The 26,711-nt window shown below is 70.8% G+C and carries 24 protein-coding genes and 2 pseudogenes; 14 read left to right on the top strand and 12 right to left on the bottom strand.

From position 1 onward, the window contains the following. Positions 1-106: 106 nt before the first annotated feature. The 3 genes and pseudogenes from ACFPA8_RS10185 to ACFPA8_RS10175 all read right to left on the bottom strand — a co-directional run bounded on the left by ACFPA8_RS10185 (position 107) and on the right by ACFPA8_RS10175 (position 1,674). Positions 107-810: pseudogene (locus ACFPA8_RS10185) on the bottom strand (antibiotic biosynthesis monooxygenase). Positions 811-883: 73 nt separating this feature from the next. Next, a complete protein-coding gene (locus ACFPA8_RS10180; protein WP_386445619.1) occupies positions 884-1,177 on the bottom strand; it encodes a DUF2530 domain-containing protein in 294 nt (97 codons plus the stop codon). A 191-nt stretch (positions 1,178-1,368) separates the two neighbouring features. Continuing rightward, positions 1,369-1,674 (bottom strand): hypothetical protein, encoded by a 306-nt coding sequence (locus tag ACFPA8_RS10175; RefSeq protein ID WP_386445617.1) that lies wholly within the window; start codon positions 1,672-1,674, stop codon positions 1,369-1,371. A gap of 138 nt (positions 1,675-1,812) precedes the next feature. On the opposite strand from ACFPA8_RS10175, the gene ACFPA8_RS10170 reads away from it, so the two are divergent. The 4 genes from ACFPA8_RS10170 to ACFPA8_RS10155 all read left to right on the top strand — a co-directional run bounded on the left by ACFPA8_RS10170 (position 1,813) and on the right by ACFPA8_RS10155 (position 5,954). Beyond that, positions 1,813-2,277 carry a MarR family winged helix-turn-helix transcriptional regulator gene (locus ACFPA8_RS10170; protein ID WP_386445614.1) on the top strand — a complete coding sequence of 155 codons (465 nt, stop codon included), beginning with the start codon at positions 1,813-1,815 and terminating at the stop codon, positions 2,275-2,277. A 62-nt stretch (positions 2,278-2,339) separates the two neighbouring features. Further along, positions 2,340-3,911 (top strand): MFS transporter, encoded by a 1,572-nt coding sequence (locus ACFPA8_RS10165; protein WP_386445611.1) that lies wholly within the window; start codon positions 2,340-2,342, stop codon positions 3,909-3,911. A gap of 24 nt (positions 3,912-3,935) precedes the next feature. Next, positions 3,936-5,177 (top strand): phospholipase D-like domain-containing protein, encoded by a 1,242-nt coding sequence (locus ACFPA8_RS10160; RefSeq protein WP_386445608.1) that lies wholly within the window; start codon positions 3,936-3,938, stop codon positions 5,175-5,177. Between the two features lie 51 nt (positions 5,178-5,228). Further along, complete coding sequence (locus ACFPA8_RS10155; RefSeq protein ID WP_386445606.1) at positions 5,229-5,954, top strand: 2'-5' RNA ligase family protein; 726 nt, start codon at positions 5,229-5,231, stop codon at positions 5,952-5,954. A gap of 260 nt (positions 5,955-6,214) precedes the next feature. Here ACFPA8_RS10155 and ACFPA8_RS10150 read toward each other — a convergent pair. Beyond that, a pseudogene (locus tag ACFPA8_RS10150) lies at positions 6,215-7,069 on the bottom strand (aldo/keto reductase); the annotation flags it as partial. Positions 7,070-7,156: 87 nt separating this feature from the next. Here ACFPA8_RS10150 and ACFPA8_RS10145 point away from each other — a divergent pair. The 5 genes from ACFPA8_RS10145 to ACFPA8_RS10125 all read left to right on the top strand — a co-directional run bounded on the left by ACFPA8_RS10145 (position 7,157) and on the right by ACFPA8_RS10125 (position 12,535). Beyond that, positions 7,157-8,806 (top strand): recombinase family protein, encoded by a 1,650-nt coding sequence (locus tag ACFPA8_RS10145; protein ID WP_386445603.1) that lies wholly within the window; start codon positions 7,157-7,159, stop codon positions 8,804-8,806. A 260-nt stretch (positions 8,807-9,066) separates the two neighbouring features. Next, the gene (locus ACFPA8_RS10140; protein WP_386445601.1) at positions 9,067-9,660 is read left to right on the top strand and encodes an AAA family ATPase; all 594 of its coding nucleotides are present in this window, start codon (positions 9,067-9,069) and stop codon (positions 9,658-9,660) included. A 45-nt stretch (positions 9,661-9,705) separates the two neighbouring features. Then, positions 9,706-10,278, top strand: coding sequence for a recombinase family protein (locus ACFPA8_RS10135; RefSeq protein WP_386445598.1), 573 nt, complete (start codon positions 9,706-9,708; stop codon positions 10,276-10,278). 68 nt (positions 10,279-10,346) lie between these two features. Then, complete coding sequence (locus ACFPA8_RS10130; RefSeq protein ID WP_386446299.1) at positions 10,347-11,336, top strand: aldo/keto reductase; 990 nt, start codon at positions 10,347-10,349, stop codon at positions 11,334-11,336. Positions 11,337-11,494: 158 nt separating this feature from the next. Further along, positions 11,495-12,535: a hypothetical protein gene (locus ACFPA8_RS10125; protein WP_386445595.1), complete on the top strand. Its 1,041-nt coding sequence runs from the start codon at positions 11,495-11,497 to the stop codon at positions 12,533-12,535. A gap of 110 nt (positions 12,536-12,645) precedes the next feature. Here the strand turns inward: ACFPA8_RS10125 and ACFPA8_RS10120 are convergent, their stop codons facing one another. Next, complete coding sequence (locus tag ACFPA8_RS10120) at positions 12,646-13,404, bottom strand: TetR/AcrR family transcriptional regulator (RefSeq protein ID WP_386445593.1); 759 nt, start codon at positions 13,402-13,404, stop codon at positions 12,646-12,648. A gap of 204 nt (positions 13,405-13,608) precedes the next feature. Here ACFPA8_RS10120 and ACFPA8_RS10115 point away from each other — a divergent pair, with 204 nt between their 5' ends. After that, positions 13,609-14,646 (top strand): ATP-binding cassette domain-containing protein, encoded by a 1,038-nt coding sequence (locus ACFPA8_RS10115; RefSeq protein WP_386445590.1) that lies wholly within the window; start codon positions 13,609-13,611, stop codon positions 14,644-14,646. Then, entirely contained in the window at positions 14,643-15,452 is an 810-nt protein-coding gene (locus ACFPA8_RS10110; RefSeq protein WP_386445588.1) for an ABC transporter permease, read from the top strand. The genes ACFPA8_RS10115 and ACFPA8_RS10110 overlap by 4 nt, the downstream gene beginning before the upstream one ends. Before the next feature lie 71 nt (positions 15,453-15,523). Here the strand turns inward: ACFPA8_RS10110 and serC are convergent, their stop codons facing one another. The 3 genes from serC to ACFPA8_RS10095 all read right to left on the bottom strand — a co-directional run bounded on the left by serC (position 15,524) and on the right by ACFPA8_RS10095 (position 17,962). Next, positions 15,524-16,642 carry a phosphoserine transaminase gene (gene serC, locus ACFPA8_RS10105; RefSeq protein WP_386445585.1) on the bottom strand — a complete coding sequence of 373 codons (1,119 nt, stop codon included), beginning with the start codon at positions 16,640-16,642 and terminating at the stop codon, positions 15,524-15,526. A gap of 275 nt (positions 16,643-16,917) precedes the next feature. After that, a complete protein-coding gene (locus ACFPA8_RS10100; protein WP_386445582.1) occupies positions 16,918-17,667 on the bottom strand; it encodes a DUF1990 family protein in 750 nt (249 codons plus the stop codon). 82 nt (positions 17,668-17,749) lie between these two features. Beyond that, on the bottom strand, positions 17,750-17,962 hold the full coding sequence (locus ACFPA8_RS10095) for a hypothetical protein (protein ID WP_386445579.1): 213 nt from the start codon (positions 17,960-17,962) through the stop codon (positions 17,750-17,752). Positions 17,963-18,040: 78 nt separating this feature from the next. Here ACFPA8_RS10095 and ACFPA8_RS10090 point away from each other — a divergent pair, with 78 nt between their 5' ends. Next, complete coding sequence (locus ACFPA8_RS10090; RefSeq protein ID WP_386445577.1) at positions 18,041-18,790, top strand: DUF1990 family protein; 750 nt, start codon at positions 18,041-18,043, stop codon at positions 18,788-18,790. A 61-nt stretch (positions 18,791-18,851) separates the two neighbouring features. Here ACFPA8_RS10090 and ACFPA8_RS10085 read toward each other — a convergent pair whose 3' ends face one another. The 3 genes from ACFPA8_RS10085 to ACFPA8_RS10075 all read right to left on the bottom strand — a co-directional run bounded on the left by ACFPA8_RS10085 (position 18,852) and on the right by ACFPA8_RS10075 (position 21,514). Beyond that, positions 18,852-19,589 carry a Clp protease N-terminal domain-containing protein gene (locus ACFPA8_RS10085; RefSeq protein WP_386445574.1) on the bottom strand — a complete coding sequence of 246 codons (738 nt, stop codon included), beginning with the start codon at positions 19,587-19,589 and terminating at the stop codon, positions 18,852-18,854. Between the two features lie 59 nt (positions 19,590-19,648). Beyond that, positions 19,649-21,151: a UDP-N-acetylmuramoyl-L-alanyl-D-glutamate--2,6-diaminopimelate ligase gene (locus ACFPA8_RS10080; protein WP_386445571.1), complete on the bottom strand. Its 1,503-nt coding sequence runs from the start codon at positions 21,149-21,151 to the stop codon at positions 19,649-19,651. Between the two features lie 204 nt (positions 21,152-21,355). After that, entirely contained in the window at positions 21,356-21,514 is a 159-nt protein-coding gene (locus tag ACFPA8_RS10075) for a hypothetical protein (RefSeq protein ID WP_386445568.1), read from the bottom strand. A gap of 108 nt (positions 21,515-21,622) precedes the next feature. Here ACFPA8_RS10075 and ACFPA8_RS10070 point away from each other — a divergent pair, with 108 nt between their 5' ends. Further along, entirely contained in the window at positions 21,623-24,658 is a 3,036-nt protein-coding gene (locus ACFPA8_RS10070) for an FAD-binding and (Fe-S)-binding domain-containing protein (RefSeq protein WP_386445566.1), read from the top strand. A 93-nt stretch (positions 24,659-24,751) separates the two neighbouring features. Here the strand turns inward: ACFPA8_RS10070 and ACFPA8_RS10065 are convergent, their stop codons facing one another. Continuing rightward, positions 24,752-25,396: a hypothetical protein gene (locus ACFPA8_RS10065; RefSeq protein WP_386445563.1), complete on the bottom strand. Its 645-nt coding sequence runs from the start codon at positions 25,394-25,396 to the stop codon at positions 24,752-24,754. 446 nt (positions 25,397-25,842) lie between these two features. On the opposite strand from ACFPA8_RS10065, the gene ACFPA8_RS10060 reads away from it, so the two are divergent. Continuing rightward, positions 25,843-26,706 carry a TIGR03084 family metal-binding protein gene (locus ACFPA8_RS10060; RefSeq protein WP_386445561.1) on the top strand — a complete coding sequence of 288 codons (864 nt, stop codon included), beginning with the start codon at positions 25,843-25,845 and terminating at the stop codon, positions 26,704-26,706. The last annotated feature ends 5 nt before the right edge of the window (positions 26,707-26,711 follow it).

The raw sequence follows: 26,711 nt of genomic DNA, 5'->3' as shown, positions 1-26,711 counted from the left end.
TGCCCAGTGATGCACCTCTGACCCAGCGGACGGATGGGCATATGCCCGATGAAGAGATCATACTCAGTTCCGTCAGGGCCGGAGCCGCGGCACCGTGTGCGGTCCCTCAGTGGGGAACGAGGCCGAGAGCGAGGCGGAAGCGGTCGATCGAGCGGTTCCTGATCCCCGGGTGGTTCTGCACCCGCTGCCACTCCGGGGTCAGTGCGGCGGTGCCGCGTCCCGGATCCCGTACGGCCTCGATGTGCGCCTGAGCGCTCTCCCACTCGGCGTAGTTGACGACCCGGGTGCCGTCCGTACCGACGTGGAAGTGGGCGGAGATGCCGCCGGGGTGCGGGGCGGGGTCGCTCTCCAGTGCCTCGAACACCGTGTCCACCCAGGCGCGTTGGCGGTCGGGGTCGGGTCCGTCGAATTCCACGTCGACGATCGCGACGCAGCCCGGCACGCGTGTGTCCCCCTCGCGGCTGCCGCTGCGGTACCGGTGGAAGCGGCCCACGCCGAGGCGTTCGATGCCGGGAACGGCGGCGTCGACCTCCTCCACGCGGGACCGGCGGTGGCTCCGGGCGTAGGGCAGTCGTCGTCCCTCCACTGGGAGTGGTGCAGCAGGGTCTCGCCGTCCTCCCCCTCGTAGACCCAGTAGCCGAGCAGGCGCTCGTCCGGCCAGGGTTCGCGCTCCCAGACGGCGGCGATCGCGTCGAGTGCCGTCCGGCGGCGGGCGGACGTGCCCAGCCTCCACCGGCTGAAGAGAGTGGTGCCCGCGTCCTCACGGAGCAGGTCGGGGCGGCGGGTGGTGCGTTCTGCGGTCCTGGTCATGACTGGATGCTCGTACTTCAAGCGTTGTTGAAGTCAACCTGTGCCGGAGCGGGTCCTGCCGCGGGGCGGGCGCTCAGTCGCCGGACGGCTGCGGCGGACCCGCGGTCTCCTGCTCCTGCGCGCGCCGGAGGCCGCGCTCCCGCGCCCGTACGTACCAGAGGCCGAGCAGGCCGAGCCCGGCACCGGCGGCGCAGGTCCAGATGAACCAGTCGTGGCCGTGGCTCGCGTACCAGCCGTAGAAGGGGAGCTGGCCGAGGAAGAGGAGGAACCACAGCGCGGTGCCGACGAGGACGGTGCCCGTGACGGGGCCCTCCAGCGGTTCGGGGGATTCGCGCTCGCCGTCGGTCCACCGGTCCATGAGACCCATCGCCGCAGCTCCCTCGCGCTCGTCGGCTCCTGTCGTGCACAGCCTATCCAGGCGCTGCGGGAGGGAGGCGGGCAGTCTCTCCACGTGCGGAGACGGCGTGGCCGGCCGGTCGTCGCCTGCGCGCCCGGGGTTTGCGCCGCGTTCGTGCCGTGGTCCGGAGGGTCCGGGCCGCGATCTGCTTCCCGTCCCGTTCAAGCTCGACCCCGTCGGGCGGGCGCCGGGCGTGCGCCGATGCCCGGAGGACCGGGGCTGCTGCGGCGGTCGGCGACAGCCGGTTCCACGTCCGGCTCCGGTGCTTCCGCGCGGTGCGTGGAGCCGTAGAAGCGCTCCGTCCTCTCCACGGAGGCCTGGAAGCGTTCGTCGAAGTCGTCGCGCACGAGCGTGCGGACCACATAGTCCTGGACGCTCATGCCGCGCTTGGCGGCGTGGTCGTGCAGCCTGTCGAACAGTTCGCTGTCCATGCGCAGGCTGAGCACCTTCGAGGTCATCGAAGTCATGCACCCAACGGTCCCGTTCCCGTGTGGGGTGATGCGTCAGATTTCCGTGCGAACTCACTCGTACGTGTGATTCGAGAGACAGGGCGTGACCCCGCCTCGCGCTAGTCTTTAGCATAGGTAATGAGTTACGCTAACGACATGCCGGATACGCCCGAGCGCGCCACAGCCCCACTCCGCGACAGCGACCTCGACATGGCGGCTGTGAACGCGCTGCGTACCGCCGTCATGCGCCTCTCGCGGCGCCTGAAGCACCAGCGTGTGGACGAGTCGCTCAGCCCGGCCGAGATGTCCGTGCTCGGCACCCTCGCCCGCTGCGGCTCCGCGACGCCCAGCGAGCTGGCCCGCAAGGAGCACGTGCAGCCTCCGTCGATGACTCGTATCGTCGCGATGTTGGAGGCCAAGGGGCTGGTCCGTCTGGAGCCCCACCCGGAGGACCGCCGGCAGAAGACGGTCACGCAGACCGAGCAGGCCGAGTCGATGCTCGCCGCGAGCCGCGAGAAGCGGAACGCCTGGCTGGCGGAGCTGGCCGGGCGGCTCGACGAGGACGAGTGGGAGACGCTGCGGGCCGCGGCCCCCGTGCTGGAGAAGCTGGCTCATGCATAAGGAGCACGACGAGGCGCACACGCCGAACCGCTGAACAACGCCGACGAGGAGGCGAACCCGATTTGAGTACGGGCAACGGAGCACATTCCGCACCCGCACCACAGGACAAGCCCGCGACCTACACCACGACCGACACCGCTACCGGCACGGACACCGGCACGCACACCGGCACCGCGACCGACACCACGGCGGCCACCGGCACCGGCCCGGCCGCCACCGCCGCCCCCGGGAATGCCCCCGCGACTGAGAAGACGGCATCGGCCGCCGGCGAGCAGGAGCCGGCCGAGGCCCGCAAGCCCTCGATGTTCAGCTCCCTCCGCATCCGCAACTACCGGCTCTTCGCCATGGGCCAGGCCGTCTCCAACACCGGCACCTGGATGCAGCGCATCGCCCAGGACTGGCTGGTGCTCAGCCTCACCGGCTCGGCCACCGCCGTCGGCATCACCACAGCGCTCCAGTTCCTGCCGATGCTGCTCTTCGGGCTCTACGGCGGCCTCGTCGCCGACCGGTACGACAAGCGCAGGCTGCTGCTGGCGACCCAGTCCGTCATGGGACTGACGGGGTTGGCGCTGGCCGTGCTCACGCTCAGCGGTCACGTGCACATCGCGCACGTCTACGTGCTGGCCTTCGTGCTGGGGCTCGCCACGGTGGTCGACAACCCCGCTCGTCAGACCTTCGTCTCCGAGATGGTCGGCCCGGCGCAGATACGCAACGCCGTCTCGCTCAACTCGGCGAACTTCCAGAGCGCCCGCCTGGTCGGGCCCGCCATCGCCGGTGTGCTGATCGCCGCCGTGGGAAGCGGCTGGGCGTTCCTCTTCAACGGCCTCTCCTTCCTCGCTCCCGTCGCGAGCCTGCTGCTGGTGCGCACCGGGGAACTGCACAGCACCGAGCGGGCCCCGCGCTGCAAGGGTCAGCTGCGCGAAGGGCTGAGTTACGTGCGCAGCCACCCCGAGCTGATGTGGCCCATCGTGCTCGTCGGCTTCGTGGGAACGTTCGGCTTCAACTTCCCGATCTGGCTCACCGCCTTCACGGACCGGGTCTTCCAGGAGGGCGCCGGCACGTACGGGCTGCTCAACACGCTGATGGCCGTCGGCTCCGTCGCGGGCGCGCTGCTGTCCGCACGGCGCGGTACGTCCCGGATGCGGCTCATGGCGGGGGCGGCGCTGCTGTTCGGCGTCCTGGAGATGATCGCCGCGCTCACTCCGTCCTTCTGGCTGTTCGCCGCCCTGATGGCGCCCATCGGCATCATGGGGCTGACGTTCAACGTCACCGCGAACTCCAGTGTCCAGCTCGCCTCGGACCCGGCCATGCGGGGCAGGGTGATGAGCCTCTACATGATGGTCTTCATGGGCGGTACGCCCATCGGCGGGCCGGTCATGGGCTGGATCACCGACACCTTCGGCGCGCGCGTCGGTTTCCTGTCCGGGGGTGTCGTCTCCGCCGTCGTCGCGGTCGGCGTCGGCCTGGCGCTGGCGCGCGCCGGCGGCCTGCGCCTCCGCTTCGACATGCGGCGCGGGCACCGGCACCTGAGGTTCGTACCGCGGGAGTCCGGCTCGGAGCCGGACGCGGACCCCGGTGCTGCGGCGGCGCCCGAGCGGGGCGATGGGCGCGAGAGGGTGCCTTCTGCCGCGTAAGGGACAGACCGTATGCTCACGGTCATGAGCATGGCGGAATCGGCCGGGGTGCCCGGCACCGGAGAACTCCAGAGCCTCGGGAGTCCTCCCGCTCCCCGGTCGCCGGGCGTCGGCGAGGGCATCCAGCCCGTACGGAGACGGCTGGAGCGCCTCATCGGCATCGCCGCCACCGAGGGGAACGCGCTGCGCGCGCTGCGCAACGGGGACGAGATCTTCCCGGCGATGCTGGAGGCGATCCGCTCCGCACAGCACACCGTCGACATGATGACGTTCGTGTACTGGCGGGGCGAGATCGCCCGCGACTTCGCCCGCGCCCTCGGAGGCCGCGCCCGTCAGGGCCTGCGGGTGAGGCTGCTGCTGGACGGGTTCGGCAGCCGGCTCATAGAGAAGGACCTGCTCGAGGACATGGCCGATGCCGGTGTGCAGGTGGTGTGGTTCCGCAAACCGATGTGGATCTCACCTGTGAAGCAGAACCACCGCTGCCACCGCAAGGTGCTGGTCGTCGACGAGCGGGTCGCGTTCACCGGCGGCGTGGGCATCGCCGAGGAGTGGTGCGGGAACGCCCGCCACGAGGGCGAGTGGCGGGACACGCACGTCGAGCTGCGCGGGCCGGCGGTGGACGGCGTCTGCGCCGCGTTCGCCCAGAACTGGGCGGAGTGCCACGACGAACTCTTCGACGACCGCGACCGGTTCGTCGAACAGGAGGCGGCGGGCGATTCCGTGGTGCAGGTGGTCCGCGGCTCGGCGAGCTTCGGCTGGCAGGACATGCAGACCCTGCTACGCGTCGTACTGGAGTCGGCGCGCACCCGCGTGCGTCTCACGACGGCCTACTTCGCACCTGACGCGTACTTCGTCGAGCTGCTGACGGCCACGGCGCGGCGCGGCGTCGAAGTGGACATCGTGCTGCCGGGGGCCCACACGGACAAGCGGGTCTGCCAGCTGGCGGGGCAGCGCTACTACGAGGAACTGCTCGCCTCGGGAGTGCGTATCTGGCAGTACCGGCCGACGATGCTGCACGCCAAGATCGTCACAGTCGACGGCCTGGTGTCGCTCGTCGGGTCGACCAACTTCAACCGGCGCTCGCTGGACCACGACGAGGAAGTGATGCTCGCCGTGCTGGACGAGTTCTTCACCGCGACGCTGGACGGGCACTTCACCGAGGACGTGGCCCTGAGCACCCCTGTCCCGCTGCGGCACTGGCGGCGCCGGGCGCTCGTGGAGCGGCTCCGGGAGGCCGCGGTCCTGCCGTTCCGCCGCTTCCTCTGAGGACGTACGGCCCGGGGACGCGATGTCCGCGGGTGACGGCATCCTTGTCGCATGAGACTCTTCGCAGCCCTCCTCCCGCCCGCCCATGTCCTGGACGGGCCGGGCCAACTCGCGGAAGCCGTAGGGGAGTTGCACTCCATGGAGGGAGCCGGGCGGCTGCGCTGGACGGACCGGGCCAACTGGCACATCACCCTCGCCTTCTACGGCGAGGTGTCCGATGCCGTCCTGCCGTCTCTCGAGGAGCGGCTGGCACGGGCCGCTCGTCGCGGGCGTCCCCTGCGGCTGAGGATCGCCGGATCGGGACGGTTCGGGGACCGGGCGCTGTGGGCGGGGATCGCGGACGGTGAAGCAGACGCAGACGCAGACGCCGGGGCGGAGGAGGCCGCGGAGCCGGATGACGGCCCCGTCGGGCCCGGCGGCCCCGGCGGGGGCGGCGAGTCCGGCCCCGGCACCGTCGCGGCAGCGCGGTCCGGATCGCGGCCCGGAGTGCGGCCCGTCGAGGCGGTGCGGCGGCTGGCCGCGGCTGCGGCCGCCGCGGGACGCCGGGCGGGAGTGGAGACGGAGGAGTCCCGCCGCTTCACGGCCCATCTGACCGTCGCGCGTTCGGCTCGGGAACCGGTCGATCTGCGGCCGTACGCCGCGGCGCTCGGCGGCTTCCACGGCGATCCCTGGACGGCGGCCGAACTCACCCTCGTACGCAGCAACCTGCCGGAGCACGGGATCCCCGGCGAACAGCCGCGCTACGAGCAGGTTGCAGCCTGGCCGCTGGGCGGCTGAGCCGTCCGGTTACGGTGGTGAGCGTGAATACCAAGACGAGGACGCGCATCGTCAGCGGTGCGCTCGTGCTGATGCTGATCGTGGTGGCCGTCGCAGCCGCGCTGGGCGGCTGAGCAGCCCGGACTGCCGGGGCCGCACCCCGCCTCCACCGGGTGTGGAGCGGGGCGCGGCCGTGCGGTGTCCGCGTTGTGCGGGCGGCCCGGCTCGCTCGCCCCGGCGTCTCCCGGACGGCCGCTCCGCGGCCCGGCCGACGGACCCGTCTACCAGGCGAAGGCTTCCGGGCTGGGTCCCGGGCCGGGGAAGATCTCGTCGAGGGACGTCAGAAGCTCGTCCCCCAGCTCCATCCCGGCGGCCCGTACCGCCGAGTCGAGCTGTTCCGGGGTGCGGGGACCGACGATCGGGCCCGTCACGCCGGGCCTGGTGAGCAGCCAGGCCAGGGCGGTCTCTCCCGGTTCGAGTCCGTGCTCGGCGAGCAGGTCCTCGTACCGCTGGATCTGCTCGCGCACCTTCGTGTTCGACAGCGCGTCCGCCGACCGCCCCGAGGCCGTACGCCCGGACCCGCCCTGCTCCGCCTTGCGGATCGCGCCGCCCAGCAGGCCGCCGTGCAGCGGCGACCAGGGGATGACACCGAGGCCGTACGCCTGCGCCGCCGGGACGACCTCCATCTCGGCGCGGCGTTCGGCGAGGTTGTACAGGCACTGCTCGCTGACGAGGCCGTAGGTGCCGCGGCGGGCGGCTGTCTCGTTGGCCTGCGCGATGTGCCAGCCGGCGTGGTTGGAGGAGCCCGCGTAGAGGATCTTGCCCTGCTGCACGAGGACGTCGACCGCCTGCCAGATCTCCTCCCAGGGCGTCGCCCGGTCGACGTGGTGGAACTGGTAGAGGTCGATGTAGTCGGTCTGGAGGCGCTTGAGGCTGGCGTCCACCGCGCGACGGATGTTCAGCGCGGAGAGACGGTCCTGGTTGGGCCAGGGCTCGCCGTCGGTGCCCATGTTCCCGTAGACCTTGGTGGCCAGCACGGTCTTCTCGCGGCGGCCGCCGCCCTTGGCGAACCAGGTGCCGAGGATCGACTCGGTGCGGCCCTTGTTCTCACCCCAGCCGTACACGTTGGCGGTGTCCAAAGATCAATTTTGACGCCATGATCCGAACCACATACCGTCACCCCTTGTGCACGATGCGTGCTGCAGGGGAGAGGGAGAACGAGCATGGGGAGAGTTCTGGGTGTGGTCCGTCTGTCGAGGGTGTCGGACGAGACCACATCACCGGAGCGTCAGCGTCGGTCCATCCAGCGATGGGCCGACCAGGAGGGGCACGTCGTCGTGGGATGGGTCGAGGACATCGACGTGTCTGGCGGGGTAGAGCCGTGGAAGCGCCCGGAGTTCGGCAAGTGGCTGCCTTCGACCATCGGAAAGGAGGTCAGCGCGATCGAGCACAGGATCGCGATGGAGGAGTCGCGCGCCGATGAGTACGACATCCTCTGCGCGCTGAAGATCGACCGCCTCTCGCGGCGCGTGCTGCACGTGCACACCCTCCTGGAGTGGTGCGAGAAGAACGGCAAGGAGGTAGCCACCGTCGAGGACGGGATCAACCTGAACACGCAGATGGGGAAGCTCCTCCTGAGCCTGATCGCGTCCTTCGCGGAGGGGGAGCTCGAAGCCATCAAGGCGCGGGCCAAGTCGTCCTACAACCACCTGGTGAAGGAGGGACGCTGGCGCGGTGGCCGCACTCCGTATGGGTACCGCGAGGAGAAGCAGGAGACCGGCGAGGGGTGGAAGCTGGTGCCGGACGACTACGGAACGGACACGGCCGGGACGCTTTGCGAGATCGTTCGCCGTCTCATCGAAGGTGAGTCGGCGAACAGCATCGCGCAGTGGCTCAACGAGGACACGTCCAAGACCCCGACGTCCCTGGACGCCCAGATGATCCGGAGCGGCAAGACCCCGAAGGGGAGCCGCTGGACCGCCGCGAACACGTCCAAGGTCGTGCGCTCCCGCTGTGTCCTGGGGCAGATGGAAGTGACTGAGGAAGTGATGGTTGAGGGGAAGAAGGTGAAGCGGACCCGAGTTGTCCGGGACGCCGATGGCCAGCCTCTTCAGCGCGCGGAGCCCTTGATCACGCAGGAGGAGTGGGAGTTGGCCAACAAGAAGCTGGACGAGAACACCAGTCAGCGCAACGGAAACCGCAAGGGCGGCTCACCCCTGCTCCGGGTTGCGTTCTGCACCTGTGGGGAACCCGCGTATCTCGGCCCCGGCCGTAACTGGCCCTACTACCGCTGCGCCTCGCGGACCACCCACAAGCCGTGCCCGACCGGAAGCAAGGGCATTGCGGCTCACACGCTGGAGGACGCCGTGGAGAAGGCGTTCCTCCTCGCCGCAGGGGACGTCGAGATCGTCCGGAAGGTCTTCCGTCCGGGGGTGGACTACACGCGCGACATCGAAGAAGTGAACCGTGCCCTGGCGGACCTGCGGGAAGACCGCGCGGCGGGCCTCTACTCCAGCGAGCTGGGCAAGCAGGAGTACCGCGAGACGTACAAGCGGCTGGACGCGCGACGCGAGCAACTCATCGCCCAGCCCACACGACCGGACACCTGGGAGGAGATCCCCACGGGAGAGACCTACCGGGAGCGGTGGAGCAAGCTGTCGACCCAGCACGAGAAGGGCAAGGAGCTCCGTGCCGCAGGGGCCAAGGCTGTCATCCACGCAGAGCCGATCCGGGGGATGACGGCCGCGCAGGTCATGTCCGTGGACGGCCATGACGGCATGTGGCAGCACTCCGTCGGACGGGTTCAGGTTCTGATCCCGATGGACTTCAAGCAGCGCGTACGCAACATGGCAGCGATTCGCAGCGAAGAGTGACGAAGCCGAAGGGCGAGAGGAACCGAGGGGCCCCGAACGCAGGGTCCTCTCGGCCTTTGTAGGATGCCCGGCAGGTCGTCGCCGTCGCTCCCGACCGCACGAGACCGAGTCCGGGCATCACGCCCTGGGCGCCACCTGTGATGAGAGACCGCGCCGTCCGGCGCCGGTCCCCCCGCGAAGAAGGGGAGGCACATGGCCCGCCGTCCGGCGTGGGGTTACCGGCGCATTCGTGCGCCTCACAGGAAGGGGCCCGACAAACCTTGGGAGCCATCACCACCAAGGGGCGCAAGCTCCACGAGATCGAGCACGTCCCGTACGAGCAGGCGTTCCTCATTGGCGACCTGTTCACCAGCAACATCACCATGCTCGCCGGCGAGCCCAAGGCCGGGAAGACGAACTTCGCCGCTGGGATGTCCGCCGCCCCCCTGAAGGGAGCCGACGAATTCCTCGGTTTCCCCGTGCTGCGCCTCTGCCGCCACATCATCTTCGGCCTCACCGACGACGGCGCCGAGGGGGAACTCCGCGAGCAGCTGCACGGCGCAGTCCCGAGGGACTCAGTCACCGTCTTCCCCGTGGAGGACACCAGCCAGCCCGGCTACTGGCAGGGCGTCCACGACGACCTCCTGACGCTGACCGCCGACCTCGTCGTCCTCGACAACGTGCTGGGCGCCCTCGGTGACGGTGAGGACGTCGCCTCCTCCGTCACGGCCCGGAACACCATCGACAAGCTCAAGCCGATCAGCAAGTCCGGCACCCCCGTGCTCGCGGTGACGCACACGCCGAAGGGTAAGGCATCCCAGAAGGGGGGCCAGCGCTGTTCAAAACCCGTCTCGAAACCCCCGCCTCAGGCTTGACGTATTGAGACGAGTTCTGAGATTGTCTCGGCTGTGACGGCGAACATGAACACTGGCCAGCTCATCGGGTACGCCCGCGTCTCCACCGGCGACCAAGAGGCGCAGCTCCAGCGTGACGCGCTCGCCGACGCAGGCTGCGCCCGCATCTTCGAGGACAAGGCGAGCGGCAAGAACACCGATCGGCCAGAGCTGCACGCAGCACTCGACTACGCCCGTGTCGGCGACAGCCTGTGTGTGTGGAAGCTGGACCGCTTCGCTCGGTCGCTCATCGACCTCGTGTCCATGGTCGACACCCTTCGAGAGCGGGACATCGGCTTCAAGGTGCTCACGGGTGCACTGGCCAACATCGACCCCGGCACGGCCGACGGCCGCCTCATGCTCCAGGTCGTCGGAGCGATGGCAGAGTTCGAGCGCAGCCTCATCAAGGAGCGCACCCGCGCTGGGCTGGACGCGGCCAGGGCGCAGGGGCGTACCGGTGGACGGCCCGCTGTCATGAACGACGACATGCTCACGGTCGCCCGCGCCAGACGGGCCAAGGGTGAGAGCGTCAACGCCATCGCCAGGGCCCTGGGCGTCTCACGCGCCACGCTGTACCGGCGCATCGGCGAGGGCGCCTGAGGTAGGCGTACCCGCCGCCCGCCGGACGTCTTGCGTGGAGTGAACTCGAAGGGGTTCGCTTGGCGACCATGGAATACACGCAGCTGGGACGTACCGGACTCAAGGTCAGTCGCATCGTGCTCGGCACGATGAACTTCGGGCCTCAAACCGAGGAGACCGAGAGCCACGCGATCATGGATGCGGCGCTCGATGCGGGGCTGAATTTCGTTGACACTGCAAATGTGTACGGGTGGGGTGAGAACAAGGGGCGCACCGAAAAGATCGTCGGTACCTGGTTCGCCAAGGGCGGCGGGCGTCGTGACAAGACGGTCCTGGCCACCAAGGTCTACGGGAACATGGGCGCCGACGGACCGGCCTGGCCCAACCATGACCGGCTCAGCGCCGTGAACATCCGCCGTGCCGTGGACGCTTCCCTCAAGCGGCTCCAGACCGACTACATCGACGTCTACCAGTTCCATCACATCGACCGTTCGACGCCGTTCGAGGAGATCTGGCAGGCGATCGACGTCCTGGTCCAACAAGGGAAGATCCTTTACGCCGGTTCCTCGAACTTCCCCGGCTACAAGATCGCCCAGGCCAACGAAAACGCGAAGACGCACGGCCGGGTCGGGCTCGTCAGCGAGCAGTGCCTCTACAACCTCGCCGAGCGCCGCGCCGAGATGGAGGTCATTCCTGCCGCGCAGGACTACGGCCTCGGGGTCATCCCGTGGTCGCCGCTGCACGGCGGGCTGCTCGGCGGAGTCCTCAAGAAGGAGGCCACGGAGGGGCGCCGGGCGAGCGGACGGGCCGCCGACGCCCTCAAGGACGCCCGCACGCGCGAGCAGATCCAGGCGTACGAGAACCTGCTCGACAAGCACGGCATCGAACCAGGCGAGGCCGCCCTGGCCTGGCTGCTCACCCGTCCCGGCGTGACAGGACCGATCGTCGGCCCACGCACGCAGGAGCAGCTTGACTCAGCGCTGCGCGCCCTCGACCTGGACCTGGGCGTGGAGCTCCTTGCGGCTCTCGACGAGATCTTCCCGGGGCCGGGACCGTCCCCCGAAGCTTTCGCATGGTGAAGTAACAAATCTGCATGTGGACCGCTGCCTCCTGCTCTGCGTGCAGGGCGAGTTGGGGGTGGCGGCCGGCGCTCTCCGTGGTGCCACATGCGCGCGAAACCGGACGGGCCTTCGGACGGGCGGGGCGTGCGGGGCGCCGATGCTGGAGACTGGGCCTCATGTCTGTGCTTGTGCGCCGCGCTGTCGCGGTTGTCGGGGCCGTCGCCCTTGTCACGTCCGGATTGCTGACGGGTGCTCACGCCGCCGTCGGGCCGGCGGCCGCGGCGGAGGGGAAGCCGGAGTCCTTCCGTATCGAGAGCCCCCGCATCACCGAATCCAGCGGGCTCGCCGCGAGCCGCACGCACAAGGGCGTCTACTGGACGCACAACGACTCGGACGACGGCCCGTACGTCTACGCAGTCGACTCCGCAACCGGCAAGACCGTCGCGACAGTCACCCTCCAGGGCATCGACCCCCGCGACGTGGAGGGCATTTCGATCGGCCCGGGCGGCAGCGTGTACGTCGGCGACATCGGTGACAACTTCAACGGCCGGTGGAGCGAGGTGTGGATCTACCGCTTCGACGAGCCGAAGCAGCTGCGGGACGTGACGGTCACCCCTGCGCGCTACACCGTGCGTTACGACGACGGGCCGCGCGACGCCGAGTCGCTGATGGTGCATCCGAAGACCGGGCGGGTCTACATCGCCAGCAAGAGCCAGAAGCAGAAGGGCGGCATCTACGAGGGCCCCGGGCAGCTCTCGGCGTCCGGTGTGAACGTCTTCCGGAGGATCGCCCGTACGGAGATGTGGGCCACCGACGGTGCGTTCTCGCCGGACGGCACCCGCCTGGTGCTGCGGGGCTACTTCGGCGGCGAGATGTTCAAGTGGCGCGACGGCCGACCCGAAGCGCTCGACCGTCCGGTGAGCGTGCCTGTGGCGGGCCAGGGCGAGTCGGTCACCTTCACGCCTGACGGACGCACCCTGATGTGCGGCTCCGAGGGGCGCTCCAGTTCCGTGGACCCGCTGGAGCTCGACGGGACGCTGCTGCCGGAGAGCGTCGCGGCGGACGGCAAGGACTCGGACGGTGCCCGCGGCGGGGGCGGCGCGGCCGGCGACAGTGACGGACCCGCCGACCGGAACGTGGTGGTCGGGGGGCTCACAGTCGCCGTGGTCGCCGTGTTGTGGATGACGCTGAGGCGGCTCTTCCGGCGGCGCGGCTGAGCCGGTCCTGCTCGTCCGGCCGGGGCGTGCCCGTCCGGACGCCCCGGCTCCACCTGCCCGGGGGCTGCTCCCGCTGTCGGTCACGCGCTCTGCCGGTCGGTGTCCGCCGGTCAGCGCTGTGTCCGTCTGCGCTCGATCAGCGACTGGAAGCCGTCCAGCAGCGCCCGCAGGCCGAGCCTCATCGCCTCCTCGCCCCGCAGGGAGAAGGAGTCCTCCGGCAGGGCCGCCAGGTGCGGGTAGTCACCGGTTCCCATAGCCCGTTCCAGATAGGGCAGCTGGGCCGTCCAGAACTCCTCCTCCGACAGGCCGGTGTTCTCCGTGGCCTGCTGCTGCAGCACGTGCGTACGCGCCGCGCCCACCACGTAGTTGTCGAGCGCGGTGAGCAGGCCGATCTTCTCCTTGCCCTCCAGGGGCACGCCGTCCAGCGCGGACAGGGCGAATTCGACGCCGCTCAGTGAGCTCGGGCCGAGGACCGGGCGGACCTGACTGACCTGGAGCAGCCAGGGGCTCTTCGTGTAGAGCGTCCACGAGCCCTCCGCGATGGACTCCATGGTCGTCCGCCAGTCCTTGCCGCGCTGCTCCTCCAAGTCGCCGGCGGGGCCGTTGACGTGGTCGAGCATCAGGTCGAGGAGTTCGCCCTTGCCCGGGACGTACCGGTAGAGCGTCATCGTGCCGACGCCGAGCTCGGCGGCGACCTTGCGCATGGAGAGCGCGGTGATGCCCTCGCGGTCGGCGAGGGCGACAGCGGTGGCGACGATCCGGTCCAGGGTCAGGCCGGGCTTCGGTCCGCGGGTGGGCTGCTCCTTGCCGCGCCAGAGGAGTTCGAGGGTGCGGGGGAGGTCGCCGGTGCCGCTGTATTCCGTGGTCATGCGGGGTCTCCGGCCGGGTCGGTGGCGTCGGGGCGTCGGATTGCGGGCTGTGGGCGCCGGTCGCCGGGCGCGGCGGCCGTCCTCGTCGTGGCCGCCATCCTAAAGGGCTTGCGCAAATCTGCGTGCGCTGTACGCTGTTCTTTGTGAGTACGCCGTACTCAGTTTTGCCCGCATCGCGGCGCACGTCAGTGAAGGGGAGCAGCAGTGAGGTCACCGGCAGACGGACCTTCGGACGGTCCTTCGGCGGACAGACGGGAGTTCTCCGTCGTCGCGGAAGGGCTGCGCAAGACCTATGGGGACAAGCGCGCCCTGGACGGCTTCGACCTGGCGGTGCCGCGCGGCACCGTCTTCGGTCTGCTCGGTCCGAACGGCGCGGGCAAGACGACCGCCGTGCGCATCCTGTGCACGCTGATCCGGCTGGACGGCGGCAGTGCGCGCGTCGCGGGCCACGATGTGGCGAGCGAGCCCCGGATGGTGCGCCGTCGTATCGGTCTCACGGGCCAGAATCCGGCCGTCGACGAGATCATGACGGCCCGCCAGAACCTGGAGATGTTCGGCCGGCTGTTCCATCTCGGCCGGTCCCGGGCCCGTCGGAGGGCGGGAGAACTGCTGGAGCAGTTCGGTCTGAGCGAGGCCGCCGACAAGCAGCCCAGGGAGTTCAGCGGGGGCATGCGCCGCCGCCTCGACCTCGCGTCCAGCATGATCCTCGCCCCCGAGGTGCTCTTCCTGGACGAGCCGACGACCGGCCTCGACCCGCGCGGGCGCAGCGAAGTGTGGCAAGCGGTGCGGTCGTTGACCGAGACCGGTACGACGGTGGTGCTCACCACGCACTACCTCGACGAGGCCGACAAGCTCGCCGACCGCGTCGCCGTCATCGACCGGGGCCGCAACGTCACCGAGTCGTCACCGGCCTTCGGGGGCCGCACGCCCACGCCGGCCGCGCTGAAGCGGGCGATCGGCGGGGACCGCGTCGAGGTGACGGCCGGAGAGGAGAGCGACATCCCCGGCATCGTCAGGGCGGTCGCCCGCGTCGCGGCAGACGGGAGCGAGCCGGAGATCGACGCCGACGCGCGGCGTGTGCACGCCTCGGTACCCGCCGGAGAGGGAGTGGCGGCCCTCATGGAGGTGGCGCGGAGCCTTCAGGACGCGGGGCTGGTCGTCGAGGACATCGGGCTGCGCCGCCCCACGCTCGACGAGGTCTTCCTCACGCTGACCCGCAGGAAGCAGGAGGCCCTGGCATGACGACCGCCCGCATGAGCAGCACCGCCTACTGGGCGATGGCCGACTGCTGGACGATCGTACGGCGCGACCTGACCCACCTGGCGAAGCAACCGTCGCTCCTGGCTTGGCAGTTGGGTTTCCCCATCGTCTCCGTCCTGCTCTTCGTCTTCGTCTTCGGCAGCGCCATGGACATCGGGGAGGGCGTGGACTACAAGGACTACGCGATGCCCGGCATGTTCGCGATGACGATGGCCTTCGGCTTCATGAACACCGCGATGAGCGTGGTCGTCGACAAGGAGCGCGGCGTCACCGACCGCTTCCGGTCCATGCCGATGGCGCCTTCGGCGGTCGTGACGGGACGGGGAGTCTCGGACGTCCTCCACGCGGCTCTCGACCTTCTCGTGCTGGCGCTGATCGCACTCGTGGTGGGCTGGCGCTCGGACGGCGGTGTCGTCGCGACGCTCTATGCGTTCGTGCTGCTGCTCCTGCTGCGCTTCTCGCTCATCTGGATCGGCGTGTGGCTGGGGCTCGTCACCCCGAACCAGGAGGCGGCGGGGAACCTCTTCGCCGTGGCCTTCCCGTTCGGCATGGTCTCCAGCGTCTTCACTCCCCCTTCGGTGATGCCGGACTGGCTGGGCGCCGTCGCGATGTGGAACCCGGTCTCCTCCACGTCCAACGCCGTACGCGAGCTGTACGGCAATCCGCTGCCCGCCGGCGGCAGCTGGATCGAGCAGCACTCGGCGCTGATGGCCGTGGTGTGGCCGCTGATCATCACGGCTGTCTTCATGCCGCTCGCGGTGCGGAAGTTCCAGCGGCTCGCGGGCTGACACCGGGCGCGGACGCGCGAAGGGCGGGCGGGGACGGATCCGTCCCCGCCCGCCCACAGCGCTTGCGGCGCCTACAGGTTCTCGATCACGTAGTCCACGCAGCGGGTGAGCGCCTCCACGTCGGAGGGCTCGACCGCGGGGAACATCGCGACGCGCAGCTGGTTGCGGCCCAGCTTCCGGTAGGGCTCGGTGTCGACGACGCCGTTGGCACGCAGCACCTTGGCGACGGCCGCCGCGTCGATGTCGTCGTTGAAGTCGATCGTGCCCACGACCTGCGAGCGCTGGGCCGGGTCGGCCACGAACGGCGAGGCGAACTTGGCTTCCTCGGCCCACCCGTAGAGCGTGCGGGAGGAGGTGGCCGTGCGGCGCACCGCCCAGTCGAGACCGCCCTGTCCGTTGATCCAGTCCAGCTGGTCCGCCAGGAGGAAGAGCGTGGAGAGGGCCGGGGTGTTGTACGTCTGGTTCTTGCGGGAGTTGTCGATCGCCGTCTTCAGGTCGAAGAACGCCGGGATGTGGCGGTCGGACGCGGCGATCCGCCCGGCCCGTTCGAGGGCGGCGGGCGAGAAGAGACCGATCCACAGCCCGCCCTCCGACGCGAAGGACTTCTGCGGGGCGAAGTAGTAGACGTCGCTCTCGCTCACGTCGACCGGGAGACCGCCGGCGCCCGAGGTGGCGTCGACCAGCACCAGCGCGCCGTCGTCGGCACCCGCCACGCGCTCGATGGGCATGGCGACACCGGTCGAGGTCTCGTTGTGCGTGAAGGCGTACACGTCGGTGCCCGCCTCGGCCCGCGGCTGCGGGTGGGTGCCGGGCTCCGACTCGATGACCGTCGGAGCGCCGAGCCACGGTGCCTGCTTCGCGGCCTTCGCGAACTTGCTGGAGAACTCGCCGAAGGAGAGGTGCTGCGACGTGGACTCGATCAGTCCGTGCGTCGCGATGTCCCAGAAGGCGGTCGTGCCGCCGTTGCCGAGGACGACTTCGTAGCCCTCCGGCAGCCGGAACAGTTCCTTGACACCTTCGCGCACTCTGCCGACCAGGTTCTTGACCGGGGCCTGGCGGTGCGAGGTGCCGAGCAGTGACGTACCGGTGGCAGCCAGGGCGGCCAGTGCCTCCGTACGTACCTTGGACGGGCCCGAGCCGAATCGACCGTCGGCGGGCTTGATGTCAGCGGGAATCTGGAGATCAGCCACGGGTGAAGCCTAGTGCTTGGCTTTACACGGCAAGCGGCGAGGTCCACCGGGTGAGACGCCGGGCAGGTCACGGCCCTGGGGGGAGCGGGGGACGAGTCCCCCGCCCGTGAGGTGACAGAGGGACCCTCCTCCGCGGAGGCATGTTCCCCCGCGGAGGAGGGAGCGGCGACGGAGCTGTATTCCCAACTGCCGCCGCCTTCATCCGTTGCAGCGCTGCTGGATGCACCGTGCCGGGTCTCCGTTCACGCGGAGTTCAATCGTGGTGCGGCGTGCTCCTACGGGTGCCGGTCGTGACTGCGGGGGATTCGGCGGAACGCCTCCGGGAGGGGCGCGGTCGCCGGGGCGACGACGACACGGTCGTCGGAAGGGTGGGTGTCCATGGCCGCCGCGGGGAGTCCGCGCAGTTCGCCCTGGAGCAGCCGGTGCAGGCGCTTGGCGCTCCGGCGGTAGAAGCGGCGCTGCGTGAGGCGCCCGAACAGCATGAATCCGAGGCGGACGAGCGGATTGCGGATGGGCGCCCGCCGTGAGTACCCGGTGATGACGAAGTCGACGGCGCCGGTGTGCAGATGCTTGACCACCTCATAGGTCAGCTCGCCCTGTTCGAGGTGGCCCTGGAGCGTCCGGTAGCTCCACCCCCACACGCGGCGGGCGTCCTCACCGGAGCCGTGGACCTCGTCCGTCACGCATGTCACGCGGACGCCCATGTCGAAGCGGAGTCCGTAGAACCTGCCTTCGAGCAGCATGTCCCGGCCCAGCAGCGGGGCCGTCGAGTCGTAGACGGAGCGGAGGATGCGCGGCTCTGCGAACCGGTAGTCGCCGACGAGGCGGCATGCGGTCTCCCAGGAGCCGCCGGGGACCGGGGCGCCCGCGTCCTCCGGGGGGAGCGGCTGCACGAGCGTGTCGATGTGCCAGCCCGCCTCCGCGGCCGGGCGGCCTCCGGCCCCGGGGTAGTTGACGTCGAGGGAGGCCAGGGCACGCAGGGCCGGGACGGCATCCTCGCGGTACAGACGTCGCTCACGCAGCATGGTTGCGCCTCACTGGTCTGGCGGCCGCGGTACGGGCCACGGCGGGGGCGGGGCCCGGGGGGCGCGTCGCCGGGCGGGTCCGTCACTCCAGTTCCGCCACCGACTGGCTGATCATCCACAGGGTGGGACCCCACAGGCCGACGAAGATCGCCCGGCGCTCGGCGTTGCCCCGTTCGTCCTGGTCGAGGCCGGCGGCGCGCATCCACAGCACGAGACACAGGGCGATGGAGCCGGTGGCCGCGGCCTGGATGTACTGGCTGCGTACTCCGATGAGATGGATCACCTTCGCGGTCAAGACACCGACCTCCTTCTCAGCAGTCGACAGGGCGATTCCGAAAAGCGCACGAATAACGCACATGGTGTCATGAAGGGCATGTCCACACCGCATGCAGCACCACCGCAGGGACCTTCGCTGGTACGGAGAGCGGGCATCGTGCTGCGATTCCCGCTGGGCGTGATGCTCGTCTCGTGGCAGTACCTCTGGCGGGTCACGGCGCTGCACCGGAGCGAGATTCCGGGAGGCGCGCGGGACCTGCCTCCCCGGCTGGAGGAGAGCCACACGGACGAGTGGACCAAGCCGCTGTCGGACGGCGTCGGCCCGATGTTCCGCCGGCGCTTCGTCGTACGGATCGAGGGCTCCAGGATGAGCCCCGAAGAGCTGATCGGGGCCGTCGCCGCGAATCTGAACCGGGTGGCGCCGTCGACTGTCGCGGTCTTCCACAAGACCCGGGGGGAGGCGGGCCCGCCGTGCGAGGGGGACGAGTACCGCGTGCAGATGCCGGGCCCCTGGGACGGGCCCGTCCGCGTCCTGCACTGTGACGCGACCTCGTTCCGTCTCGGGACGCTGCGGGGTCATCTGGAGGCCGGCCAGATCCAGTTCACGTCGCGCGTCGCGGAGGACGGGCTGCTCGAGTTCGAGACGGAGGCGTGGTCCAGGGCCGGGGACAGGCTGGCCGGACTCCTCTACAGCAGACTCCGCGTGGCCAAGGAGATGCAGTTCAACATGTGGGTGCACTTCTGTCTGCGGGCCGCGGCCATCGCGGGCGGACGCGTGGTGGGGGGCGTGCGCATCGCCACCCGCAGCATCCCCGGGGAGCTCTGCCGCGACTCACCGGGAGCCTGACGGGAGACCGGCGCGGTCGGCGGTCCGGCCGCACCGTTCTCCCGTCGCCGGCTCCGTGCTCTCAGGAGTCGTTCCGCGCGCGGTCCGCGACGGCTTTCACGGCCTGGACGACGTGTGCCTCCGCGGCGGCCTTGTCGACGCCGAGGCCGGTGAGCACTCCCGCGCCGTCCTCGAACTCCAGCAGCGCGAGCAGGATGTGCTCCGTGCCGATGTAGTTGTGGCCGAGCCGCAGGGCCTCCCGGAAGGTCAGCTCCAGGGCCTTGCGCGCCCCCGCGTCGTAGGGGATCAGGTCGGGCACCTCGGGGACCGCGGCGGGCAGCGCCGCGGTCACGGCCTCCCGTACGGACTCCGGCGCCGCGCCCTGGGCGGTGATCGCCTTCGCGGCGACGGCCTCCGGCTCGCTCAGCAGGCCCAGGACCAGGTGCTCGGGACGGACCTCGTCGTTGCCCGCCGCGTGCGCCTCGTTGTGCGCCGCCGCCACCACGTTCCTCGCCCGTTCGGTGAAGCGGCTGAAGCCCTGGCTCGGGTCGAGGTCCGGGCTCTCGTTCTTCGGCACGAAGCGCTTCTGGGCCGCCTGCCTGGTGACGCCCATGCTCTTGCCGATCTCCGTCCAGGACGCCCCGGAGCGCCGCGCCTGGTCCACGAAGTGGCCGATCAGGTGGTCGGCGACGTCGCCGAGGTGGTCGGCGGCGATGACGGCGTCTGAGAGCTGGTCGAGGACTTCGGTGTGCACTTTCTTGATGGCCTCGATGAGGTCGTCGAGGCGCACGGCATTGGTCAGGCCGGTGGGATTCGTCATGCTGTCAACCGTAAGTTGACAGTGGAAGAGGCGTCAACCCGAGGTTGACACCTTGCGCTTCAGCCGCCGGCAAGCTCGCGCACAGTGGCCATGTCGTCGAACGGGAGCAGCGTCCCGCGGACGGCCTGGTGCGTCTCGCTGCCGCGTCCCGCGACGAGGACGGTGTCGCGGCCACCCGCGACGGACAGGGCGTGGGCGATCCCCTCCCGCCGGTCGGCGAACCGCTCGAACGGGGTGCCGGTCCCGGCGAGACCGGGGACGATCTGGTCGAGGATCGTCTCGGGGTCCTCGTTGCGGGGGTTGTCGGACGTGAGGACGCACAGGTCGGAGTAGCTGCCGGCGATCTCACCCATCTCGGCGCGCTTGGTGACGTCCCTGTCGCCGCCACAGCCGAAGACGGTGATGACGCGGGCGGGTGCGAAGTCGCGCACGGCGGCAAGGACTTTGCGGAGCGAGTCCGGGGAGTGGGCGTAGTCCACGATCACGGACGTGCCGCGCGGCGTCTCGAACCGCTCGAAGCGGCCGGGGACGGGCGGCATCCGGTCCAGAGCGCCGACGAGTCCTTCGAGGTCGTGCCCCAGCGCGTGGCAGGCAGCGACGGCCGCCAGGGCATTGGCCACCGAGAAGCGGCCCGGGACGGGGACGGCCGCCGGGTACTTGCGGCCGGCGTGGTGCAGGGTGAACCGGGTGCCCGAGGCGTCCATGGCCAGGTCGGATGCCCGGTAGTCGGCATCGGCGTCGAGGGCGTACGTCGTCGCGGAGCCCGGCATCATCGCGGGGACCGCCGCGCCCACGGGGTCGTCGGCGTTGACGACGGCCCGCCGGCAGAGGCCCTGGAAGAGGCGCAGCTTGGCGTCGCGGTAGTTCTCCATCGTGCCGTGGTCGTCCAGATGATCCTGCGTCAGGTTGGTGAACACCCCCACGTCGAGGAAGGCATGGTCGACGCGGTGCGTGAACAGGCCCATCGAGGTGGCCTCCAGCACGACGCTCCTGACGCCCCGGTCGCGCATGCGCGCCAGCAGGTACTGGAAGTCCGGCGACTCGGGCGTGGTCAGGACGGAGCGCGGCATCGGGATCAGCTCGCCGCCGATCCGGCTGCCGGACGTCCCGATGACACCGGTCCTGGTGTCGCAGGCGATCCGCAGCAGGGCCTCGATCATGGACGCGACGGACGTCTTCCCGTTGGTGCCGGTGACCGCCACCATGTCCATGCCCCGGCCGGGCTCGCCGTGGTAGCGCGAGGTGACGAGAGCGGCCGCGGTACGGGCGTCGGGCACGCGTACGACGCAGACGCCCCGGCCTGCGAAGGTCTCCGCCGCCGTTTCCGTGCCGGTTTCCGTGCCGGGTTCCGCGCCGGCCTGGACGAGCAGAGCCGCCGCGCCTCGTGCGAGAGCCGTCCCGGTGAGCTCCCTGCCGCCTTCCAGGTGCCGGGGCACCGCGATGAACAGCGAACCCGGGGACACCCGCCGCGCTTCGAAGTGCACCCCCGCGGTGATCTCCGTCTCCGGGTCGCCCTGAAGCACTTGGTGGTCGTGCCCGGACAGCAGCTCGCTCAACTTCACAGGGGCCCCTTCGGGGGTCTGGTGCGGCGCGCGCCCGGTCACCGGCGGGCGTCGTCGTACGACGGCGGGCCGGTGCCGGGTGGCGCGGACGCGGGTGGGTGGCGTGCGTCAGCCGGAGACGCACACGGTGGGTGGGAAGACGGGGGGCGGCGCGGCCCCGGCCGGGCGGAAGCGGCTCGGCCCGCTTCCCGGCCACAGCACTAGCTAGCCGTGGCCGCGCAGCGCCCGGCAGCCGTTCTTGGGGGACTCGGCGTTGCCGTCCTCCGCGGTGGTCCGCGCGAGGGTGACGCACTCCGCCCGAGTGGTACGCAGCGGGCGAGGGGCCTGTGCGAGGCGCTTCCTCACCGTGCGTACGCAGTACATACGTTGAGTGTACAACCCTGTTCCGAGCGGCCGGAGCGGAGCCGGACTTGCCGTTTCCGCACTCGGAGAGGGTGCCGTTCGGAGGCGGTGAGCGTGCACGCTTGTCCCATGGCACAGGCACGGGATGCGGCGGCCGGGGACTCCCGGGGACGCACGCGACGGACGCACACGCAGGCACCAGCACAGGAAGGGGACGCGGCCGGGGCGGCGGGGCAGGCCCACGCCCGCGAGGTGGAGCAAGCGCTGAGAGCGGCCGTCGGCGGCGAGGTCGAGTTCTCCACGACCTCGCGAGCGCTCGTGACCATGGACGCCTCGAACTACCGGCGCGTGCCGCTGGGCGTCGTCGCCCCGCGGGACGCCGACGACGTCGCCGCGGTGCTCGCCGTCTGCCGCGAACAGAACGTGCCCGTGGTGGCACGCGGCGCGGGGACGTCGATCGCCGGCCAGGCCACGGGCACGGGCGTCGTACTGGACTTCACACGTCATATGAACCGCATCGAGCGGATCGACCCCGCGGCGGGCACCGCCGTCGTGCAGCCCGGAGTCATCCTCGACCGGCTCCGCGACGCGGCAGCTCCGCACGGCCTCACCTTCGGCCCGGACCCCTCGACGCACAGCCGGTGCACGCTCGGCGGAATGATCGGCAACAACTCGTGCGGCTCGCATTCGGTGGCCTGGGGCACGACCGCGGACAACGTCCGCGAGCTCGACGTGCTCGGTCACGGAGGCGAGCGGATGCTCCTCGCCCGCGGCGGCGAGGGCGTCCCCGCCCGGCTGCGGGAGGCTGCGCGGGAGCTGGTGCGGCAGGAGCTCACGCGGCTGCGCACCGGCTTCCCCGAACTCCCGCGCCGCATCTCGGGTTACGCGCTCGACGAGCTGCTGCCCGAGAAGGGCGAGGACTGGGCCAGGGTGTTCACGGGCAGCGAGGGGACGCTCGGTCTGCTGACCCGCGCAACGGTCGGGCTGGTGCCCGCACCGGGAGCGCGTGTGCTGGCGGTGCTCGGCTACGCCGACGAGAGCGCCGCGGCGGAGGCCGCCGCAGGGCTCCTGCCGCACGGGCCGCTGACCGTCGAGGGCATGGCCAACGACCTCGTCTCCGACGCCGCGAGGACCGATCTGCCGCGCGGCGGCGCCTGGTTGTTCGTCGAGGTCGGGGGCGAGGACGAGGCGCACGCGCGGGCGCGGGCCGGTGAGCTGTGCCGTGCCGCGGCGGCGGACGGCGTGACAGACCACCGGCTCGTCGTCCGGCCCGCCGCGCAGCGCGCGCTGTGGCGCATCCGCGAGGACGCCTCCGGCACGGCGACACGGATGCCCGGCGGCTCCGGCGGCGAGGGGGACAGCGAGGCATGGCCCGGCTGGGAGGACTGTGCCGTCCCGCCCGCCCGGCTCGGCGCGTATCTGCGCGACTTCCGGGCGCTGCTGCGGCAGCACGGGCTGCGGGGGCTGCCGTACGGGCACTTCGGCGACGGCTGCATCCACGTGCGCATCGACTTCGACCTGCTCGGCGACGAGGGCATCCGCCGGTTCCGGACGTTCTCCTACGAGCTGGCCGACCTGGTGGTCGAGCACGGCGGTTCGCTCTCGGGTGAGCACGGCGACGGGCAGGCGCGTGCCGAGCTGCTGCCGAAGATGTACGGGCAGGAGATGGTCGGGCTCTTCGGGCGCTTCAAGGACCTGTGGGACCCGGCCGGCGGACTCAACCCCGGAATGCTGGTGAGGCCCGCGCGCATCGACGAGAACCTGCGTTTCGCGCCGCTGCCGCGCGAGCCGGTCGAGGTGGAGTTCGGTTATCCGCACGACGGCGGTGACTTCTCGGCGGCGGTACGGCGCTGCGTCGGCGTGGCCAAGTGCCGTAACACGGAAGCCGGTTCGGGAGTGATGTGCCCGTCCTTCCGTGCCACCGGCGAGGAGCAGCACTCGACGCGCGGACGGGCCCGGCTGCTGCACGAGATGCTCGCCGGTGAAGTCGTCACCGACGGCTGGCAGTCGAAGGAGGTGCACGAGGCACTCGACCTGTGCCTGTCGTGCAAGGGATGCCGCAGCGACTGCCCGGTGAACGTCGACATGGCCACCTACAAGGCCGAGTTCATGCACCACCACTATCAGGGCAGGCGGCGCCCCATGGCGCACCACTCGATGGGCCGGCTGCCGCAGTGGCTGCGGCTCGCGGCGGCGAGCCGGACGGCGCCCCTGCTCAACGCGGCAGCGCGCGTGCGTCCGCTGGCGGCGATCGCGAAGCGGCTGGGCGGCATCGCGCCGGAGCGGGACATCCCGCCGCTGGCGAAGGAGCCCTTCACGCGGTGGTGGCGCAAGCAGCGCGGCCGGGGTGGCGACGGCGGCGGGCGGCAGCCGGGTGCCGGTGCCGGAACCGAAATCGGAAGCGGTACCGGTTCAGGTCCCGGGAAGACGCTGGTGCTGTGGCCGGACACGTTCACCAACTACCTGTCGCCGGAAGCGGGTTCGGCGGCCGTACGGGTTCTGGAGGACGCGGGTCTGCGGGTCACGGTGCCCCCGAAGCAGGTGTGCTGCGGCCTCACGTACGTCTCGACCGGTCAGCTCGATCTGGCCCGTGAGGTCATGCGCCGCACGCTCGACCACATCGAGCCGGCGCTCGACGCCGGCCTGCCCGTGACCGTGCTGGAGCCGCCCTGCGCGGCGGCGCTGCGCACCGACGTGCCGGAGCTGCTGGGCGACGATCCGCGAGCGCGGCGGCTCGCCGCGGCGGTGCGGACGTTCGCGCAGACGCTCCAGGAGTACGCCCCGGACTGGGAGCCGCCGCGGATCGACCGTCCCGTCGCGGGCCAGACGCACTGCCACCAGCATGCCGTGATCGGGGACGCCGCGGATCGGCGGTTGCGTGAACGGGCGGGGCTCGTGGGCGAGTTGAGCAAGGGCTGCTGCGGTCTGGCGGGCAACTTCGGCTTCGAGAAGGGGCACTACGAGGTGTCCGTCGCCTGTGCGGAGGACCAGTTGCTCCCGGCCGTGCGGGAGGCCGGGTCCGGTGCCGAGCTGCTGGCCGACGGCTACTCCTGCCGTACGCAGCTGGAGCAGCTCGAAGGGCGTTCCAGCCGTCATCTCGCGGAGGTCCTGGCCGAGGGGCTGGGACGGCGTGGCACCGGCTCCGGCAGGGTCGGCGGACGGTAACGGGAGACCGGTCCGCGGCAGCTCTCCTGCGGCTGGTGGGGTGCCGAGCCGGGACGGTGTGCGGCCCTGGTGGTGCAGCGCGGCGGAGCCGCGTCACTTCCAGGGCCGTGCCCGCAGAGGTGGAAGGCGGCCGGTCCCACGCTTCCAGTCCTCACGGGCCCGCTGCCAGGCCTGCTCGGCCTTGATGCGCTCGGGCGCCGTCCGCTGAGCTTCGACCAGCTCTTCGACCTCGCGGCGGCCCGCCTGCTTCTTCCTGTCGATGTCCGTCCTGATCCGGTCGATGCGGGCGGTCAGTTCGGCGTCCCTGCTCTCCCGTGAGCGGGCGAACCCCGCGTCGTCCAGTGTCTGTCTGTGGATCCGGTTCTCGAAGGTCTTGACGTCCCGCTCCTTGAACAGGGAACGCGGATAGACCGCGGAACGCCTGTTGCCGTCGGGCATCGTCACGTTGATGTAGCAGTTCTCCGCCGTGGACAACTCGGCCCGGACGGTGAGGTGGGCCAGCCGGATCGGGGGATCGTCAGGGGTGGGCTCCCCGTCGGGATTCTCACGGAGGAACCGCAAGTAGTGCTTGTGCAGCCGCAGTTCTCCGAAGTCCTCGGCCACCGCTGCGCCCAGCGGGGGCCGCCGGAGTTCCTCGCGCTCTTCTCCCAGCGTCCGGGCACGTTCTTCGTCGCTGCTGACGGATTCGGCGAGGCGTCGCTCCGCCGCCTTCACGGCCCGCCGTTCCGTACGTTCCACCGACAGTCTCCTGAGGCGGGCGTCACGCAACGTACGACGCGCGTCGCGGTGCCGGGCGGCGTAGACATGCTCCCGTTTCTCCAAGCTCGCCGGATAGAGGCGTAGCCGGCGCACCACTCCGAGAACGCAGCAGCCGGAGAGCAGCAGGAGTAAGTCCACGACGTCCAACGTTCGTCCCTCCTCGGGTACTTCGCCGGCAGTGTCCCATCGGCCGGTCCGGTCTGAACCTACTTCCGTGCCACCGCTATGTGTTGTATGCCGCACTCTGTGCGGCTCGGTCATGGGCCCGTCGTCCGGACCGGGAAGTGCCGGGGCTCGGTGCCGCGCTGCCGGGCCGCAGGGGCGGGCCGGCGCCGGAACGGGTCGGGAAATTTTCCAAGCATGCTTGCTTGTTTTTGCCTTCGCTGTCACGCTCGTGGTCCGAACGAGCGAGGGGCGGGCGGGCGATGACGGATGCCGCGGAGAGCGCGGACGGTGCCGGCGCGGACACCGGTGGCACCGCCGCCGGTGGCACCGCCGCCGGTACGGCGGCGGTCGTACTGGCGGACCTCCGCGACGAGGGCGAGGAACTGGACGGTCTCGTGGCGGGAATCCAGGCCGAGGACTGGGCCCTGCCGTCGCCCGCACCGCGCTGGACCGTCGCACACCAGGTGGCCCATCTCGCCTGGACCGACCGGCAGTCGCTGACGGCGCTCACGGACGAGGCCGCCTTCGGCCGCGCCTCCCAGGCCGCCCTGGCGGAGCCCGGCCGGTTCGTCGACGAGGGCGCGGAGCGCGGTGCCGCCCTGCCGCCGGCGGAGCTGCTCCAGCAGTGGCGTGCCGGACGCGCGGAACTGCTGCGGGTGCTGGGCCAGGTGCCGCGCGGCGCTCGCATTCCCTGGTACGGGCCGTCGATGAGCGCTGCCGGAATGGCCACCGCACGGATCATGGAGACCTGGGCGCACGGCGAGGACGTGGCCGAGGCGCTGGGGGCGCGGCGCGAGCCGACGCGACGGCTGCGGCATGTCGTACGGATCGGCGTACGCGCAAGGGACTTCGCCTACGCCGTGCGGGGCCTGAAGCCGCCGGCCGAGGAGTTCCGGGTCGAACTGCGGGGCGTCGACGGTGAGTTGTGGGTGCACGGCCCCTCCGACGCAGCACAGCGCGTGACCGGTGACGCGGTCGCCTTCTGCAGGCTCGTGACACAGCGGCTGCATCCCGCCGACGCCGACGTGTCCGCCGAAGGCCCGGACGCGGCCCGGTGGCTGGAGATCGCGCAGGCGTTCGCGGGCCCGCCCGGACAGGGCCGACCGGCGAGGAGCGGCTCGTGACCGGG

The organism is Streptomyces ovatisporus (assembly GCF_042653885.1).
Classification (GTDB): Bacteria; Actinomycetota; Actinomycetes; order Streptomycetales; family Streptomycetaceae; genus Streptomyces; species Streptomyces ovatisporus.
Note: the sequence above shows the minus strand (reverse complement) of the source record. Positions and strands in the feature narration are given on the sequence as shown.

Coding starts and splice junctions, on each gene's coding strand:
- ACFPA8_RS10160 (WP_386445608.1), top strand. CDS start 3,936: ATGAGCATGGCGGAATCGGCCGGGGTGCCCGGCACCGGAGAACTCCAG.
- ACFPA8_RS10060 (WP_386445561.1), top strand. CDS start 25,843: ATGACGGATGCCGCGGAGAGCGCGGACGGTGCCGGCGCGGACACCGGT.
- ACFPA8_RS10155 (WP_386445606.1), top strand. CDS start 5,229: ATGAGACTCTTCGCAGCCCTCCTCCCGCCCGCCCATGTCCTGGACGGG.
- ACFPA8_RS10110 (WP_386445588.1), top strand. CDS start 14,643: ATGACGACCGCCCGCATGAGCAGCACCGCCTACTGGGCGATGGCCGAC.
- ACFPA8_RS10085 (WP_386445574.1), bottom strand. CDS start 19,589: ATGACGAATCCCACCGGCCTGACCAATGCCGTGCGCCTCGACGACCTC.
- ACFPA8_RS10135 (WP_386445598.1), top strand. CDS start 9,706: ATGAACACTGGCCAGCTCATCGGGTACGCCCGCGTCTCCACCGGCGAC.
- ACFPA8_RS10090 (WP_386445577.1), top strand. CDS start 18,041: ATGTCCACACCGCATGCAGCACCACCGCAGGGACCTTCGCTGGTACGG.
- ACFPA8_RS10070 (WP_386445566.1), top strand. CDS start 21,623: ATGGCACAGGCACGGGATGCGGCGGCCGGGGACTCCCGGGGACGCACG.
- ACFPA8_RS10175 (WP_386445617.1), bottom strand. CDS start 1,674: ATGACTTCGATGACCTCGAAGGTGCTCAGCCTGCGCATGGACAGCGAA.
- ACFPA8_RS10170 (WP_386445614.1), top strand. CDS start 1,813: ATGCCGGATACGCCCGAGCGCGCCACAGCCCCACTCCGCGACAGCGAC.
- ACFPA8_RS10180 (WP_386445619.1), bottom strand. CDS start 1,177: ATGGGTCTCATGGACCGGTGGACCGACGGCGAGCGCGAATCCCCCGAA.
- ACFPA8_RS10100 (WP_386445582.1), bottom strand. CDS start 17,667: ATGCTGCGTGAGCGACGTCTGTACCGCGAGGATGCCGTCCCGGCCCTG.
- ACFPA8_RS10130 (WP_386446299.1), top strand. CDS start 10,347: ATGGAATACACGCAGCTGGGACGTACCGGACTCAAGGTCAGTCGCATC.
- ACFPA8_RS10145 (WP_386445603.1), top strand. CDS start 7,157: ATGGGGAGAGTTCTGGGTGTGGTCCGTCTGTCGAGGGTGTCGGACGAG.
- ACFPA8_RS10125 (WP_386445595.1), top strand. CDS start 11,495: ATGTCTGTGCTTGTGCGCCGCGCTGTCGCGGTTGTCGGGGCCGTCGCC.
- ACFPA8_RS10120 (WP_386445593.1), bottom strand. CDS start 13,404: ATGACCACGGAATACAGCGGCACCGGCGACCTCCCCCGCACCCTCGAA.
- ACFPA8_RS10075 (WP_386445568.1), bottom strand. CDS start 21,514: ATGTACTGCGTACGCACGGTGAGGAAGCGCCTCGCACAGGCCCCTCGC.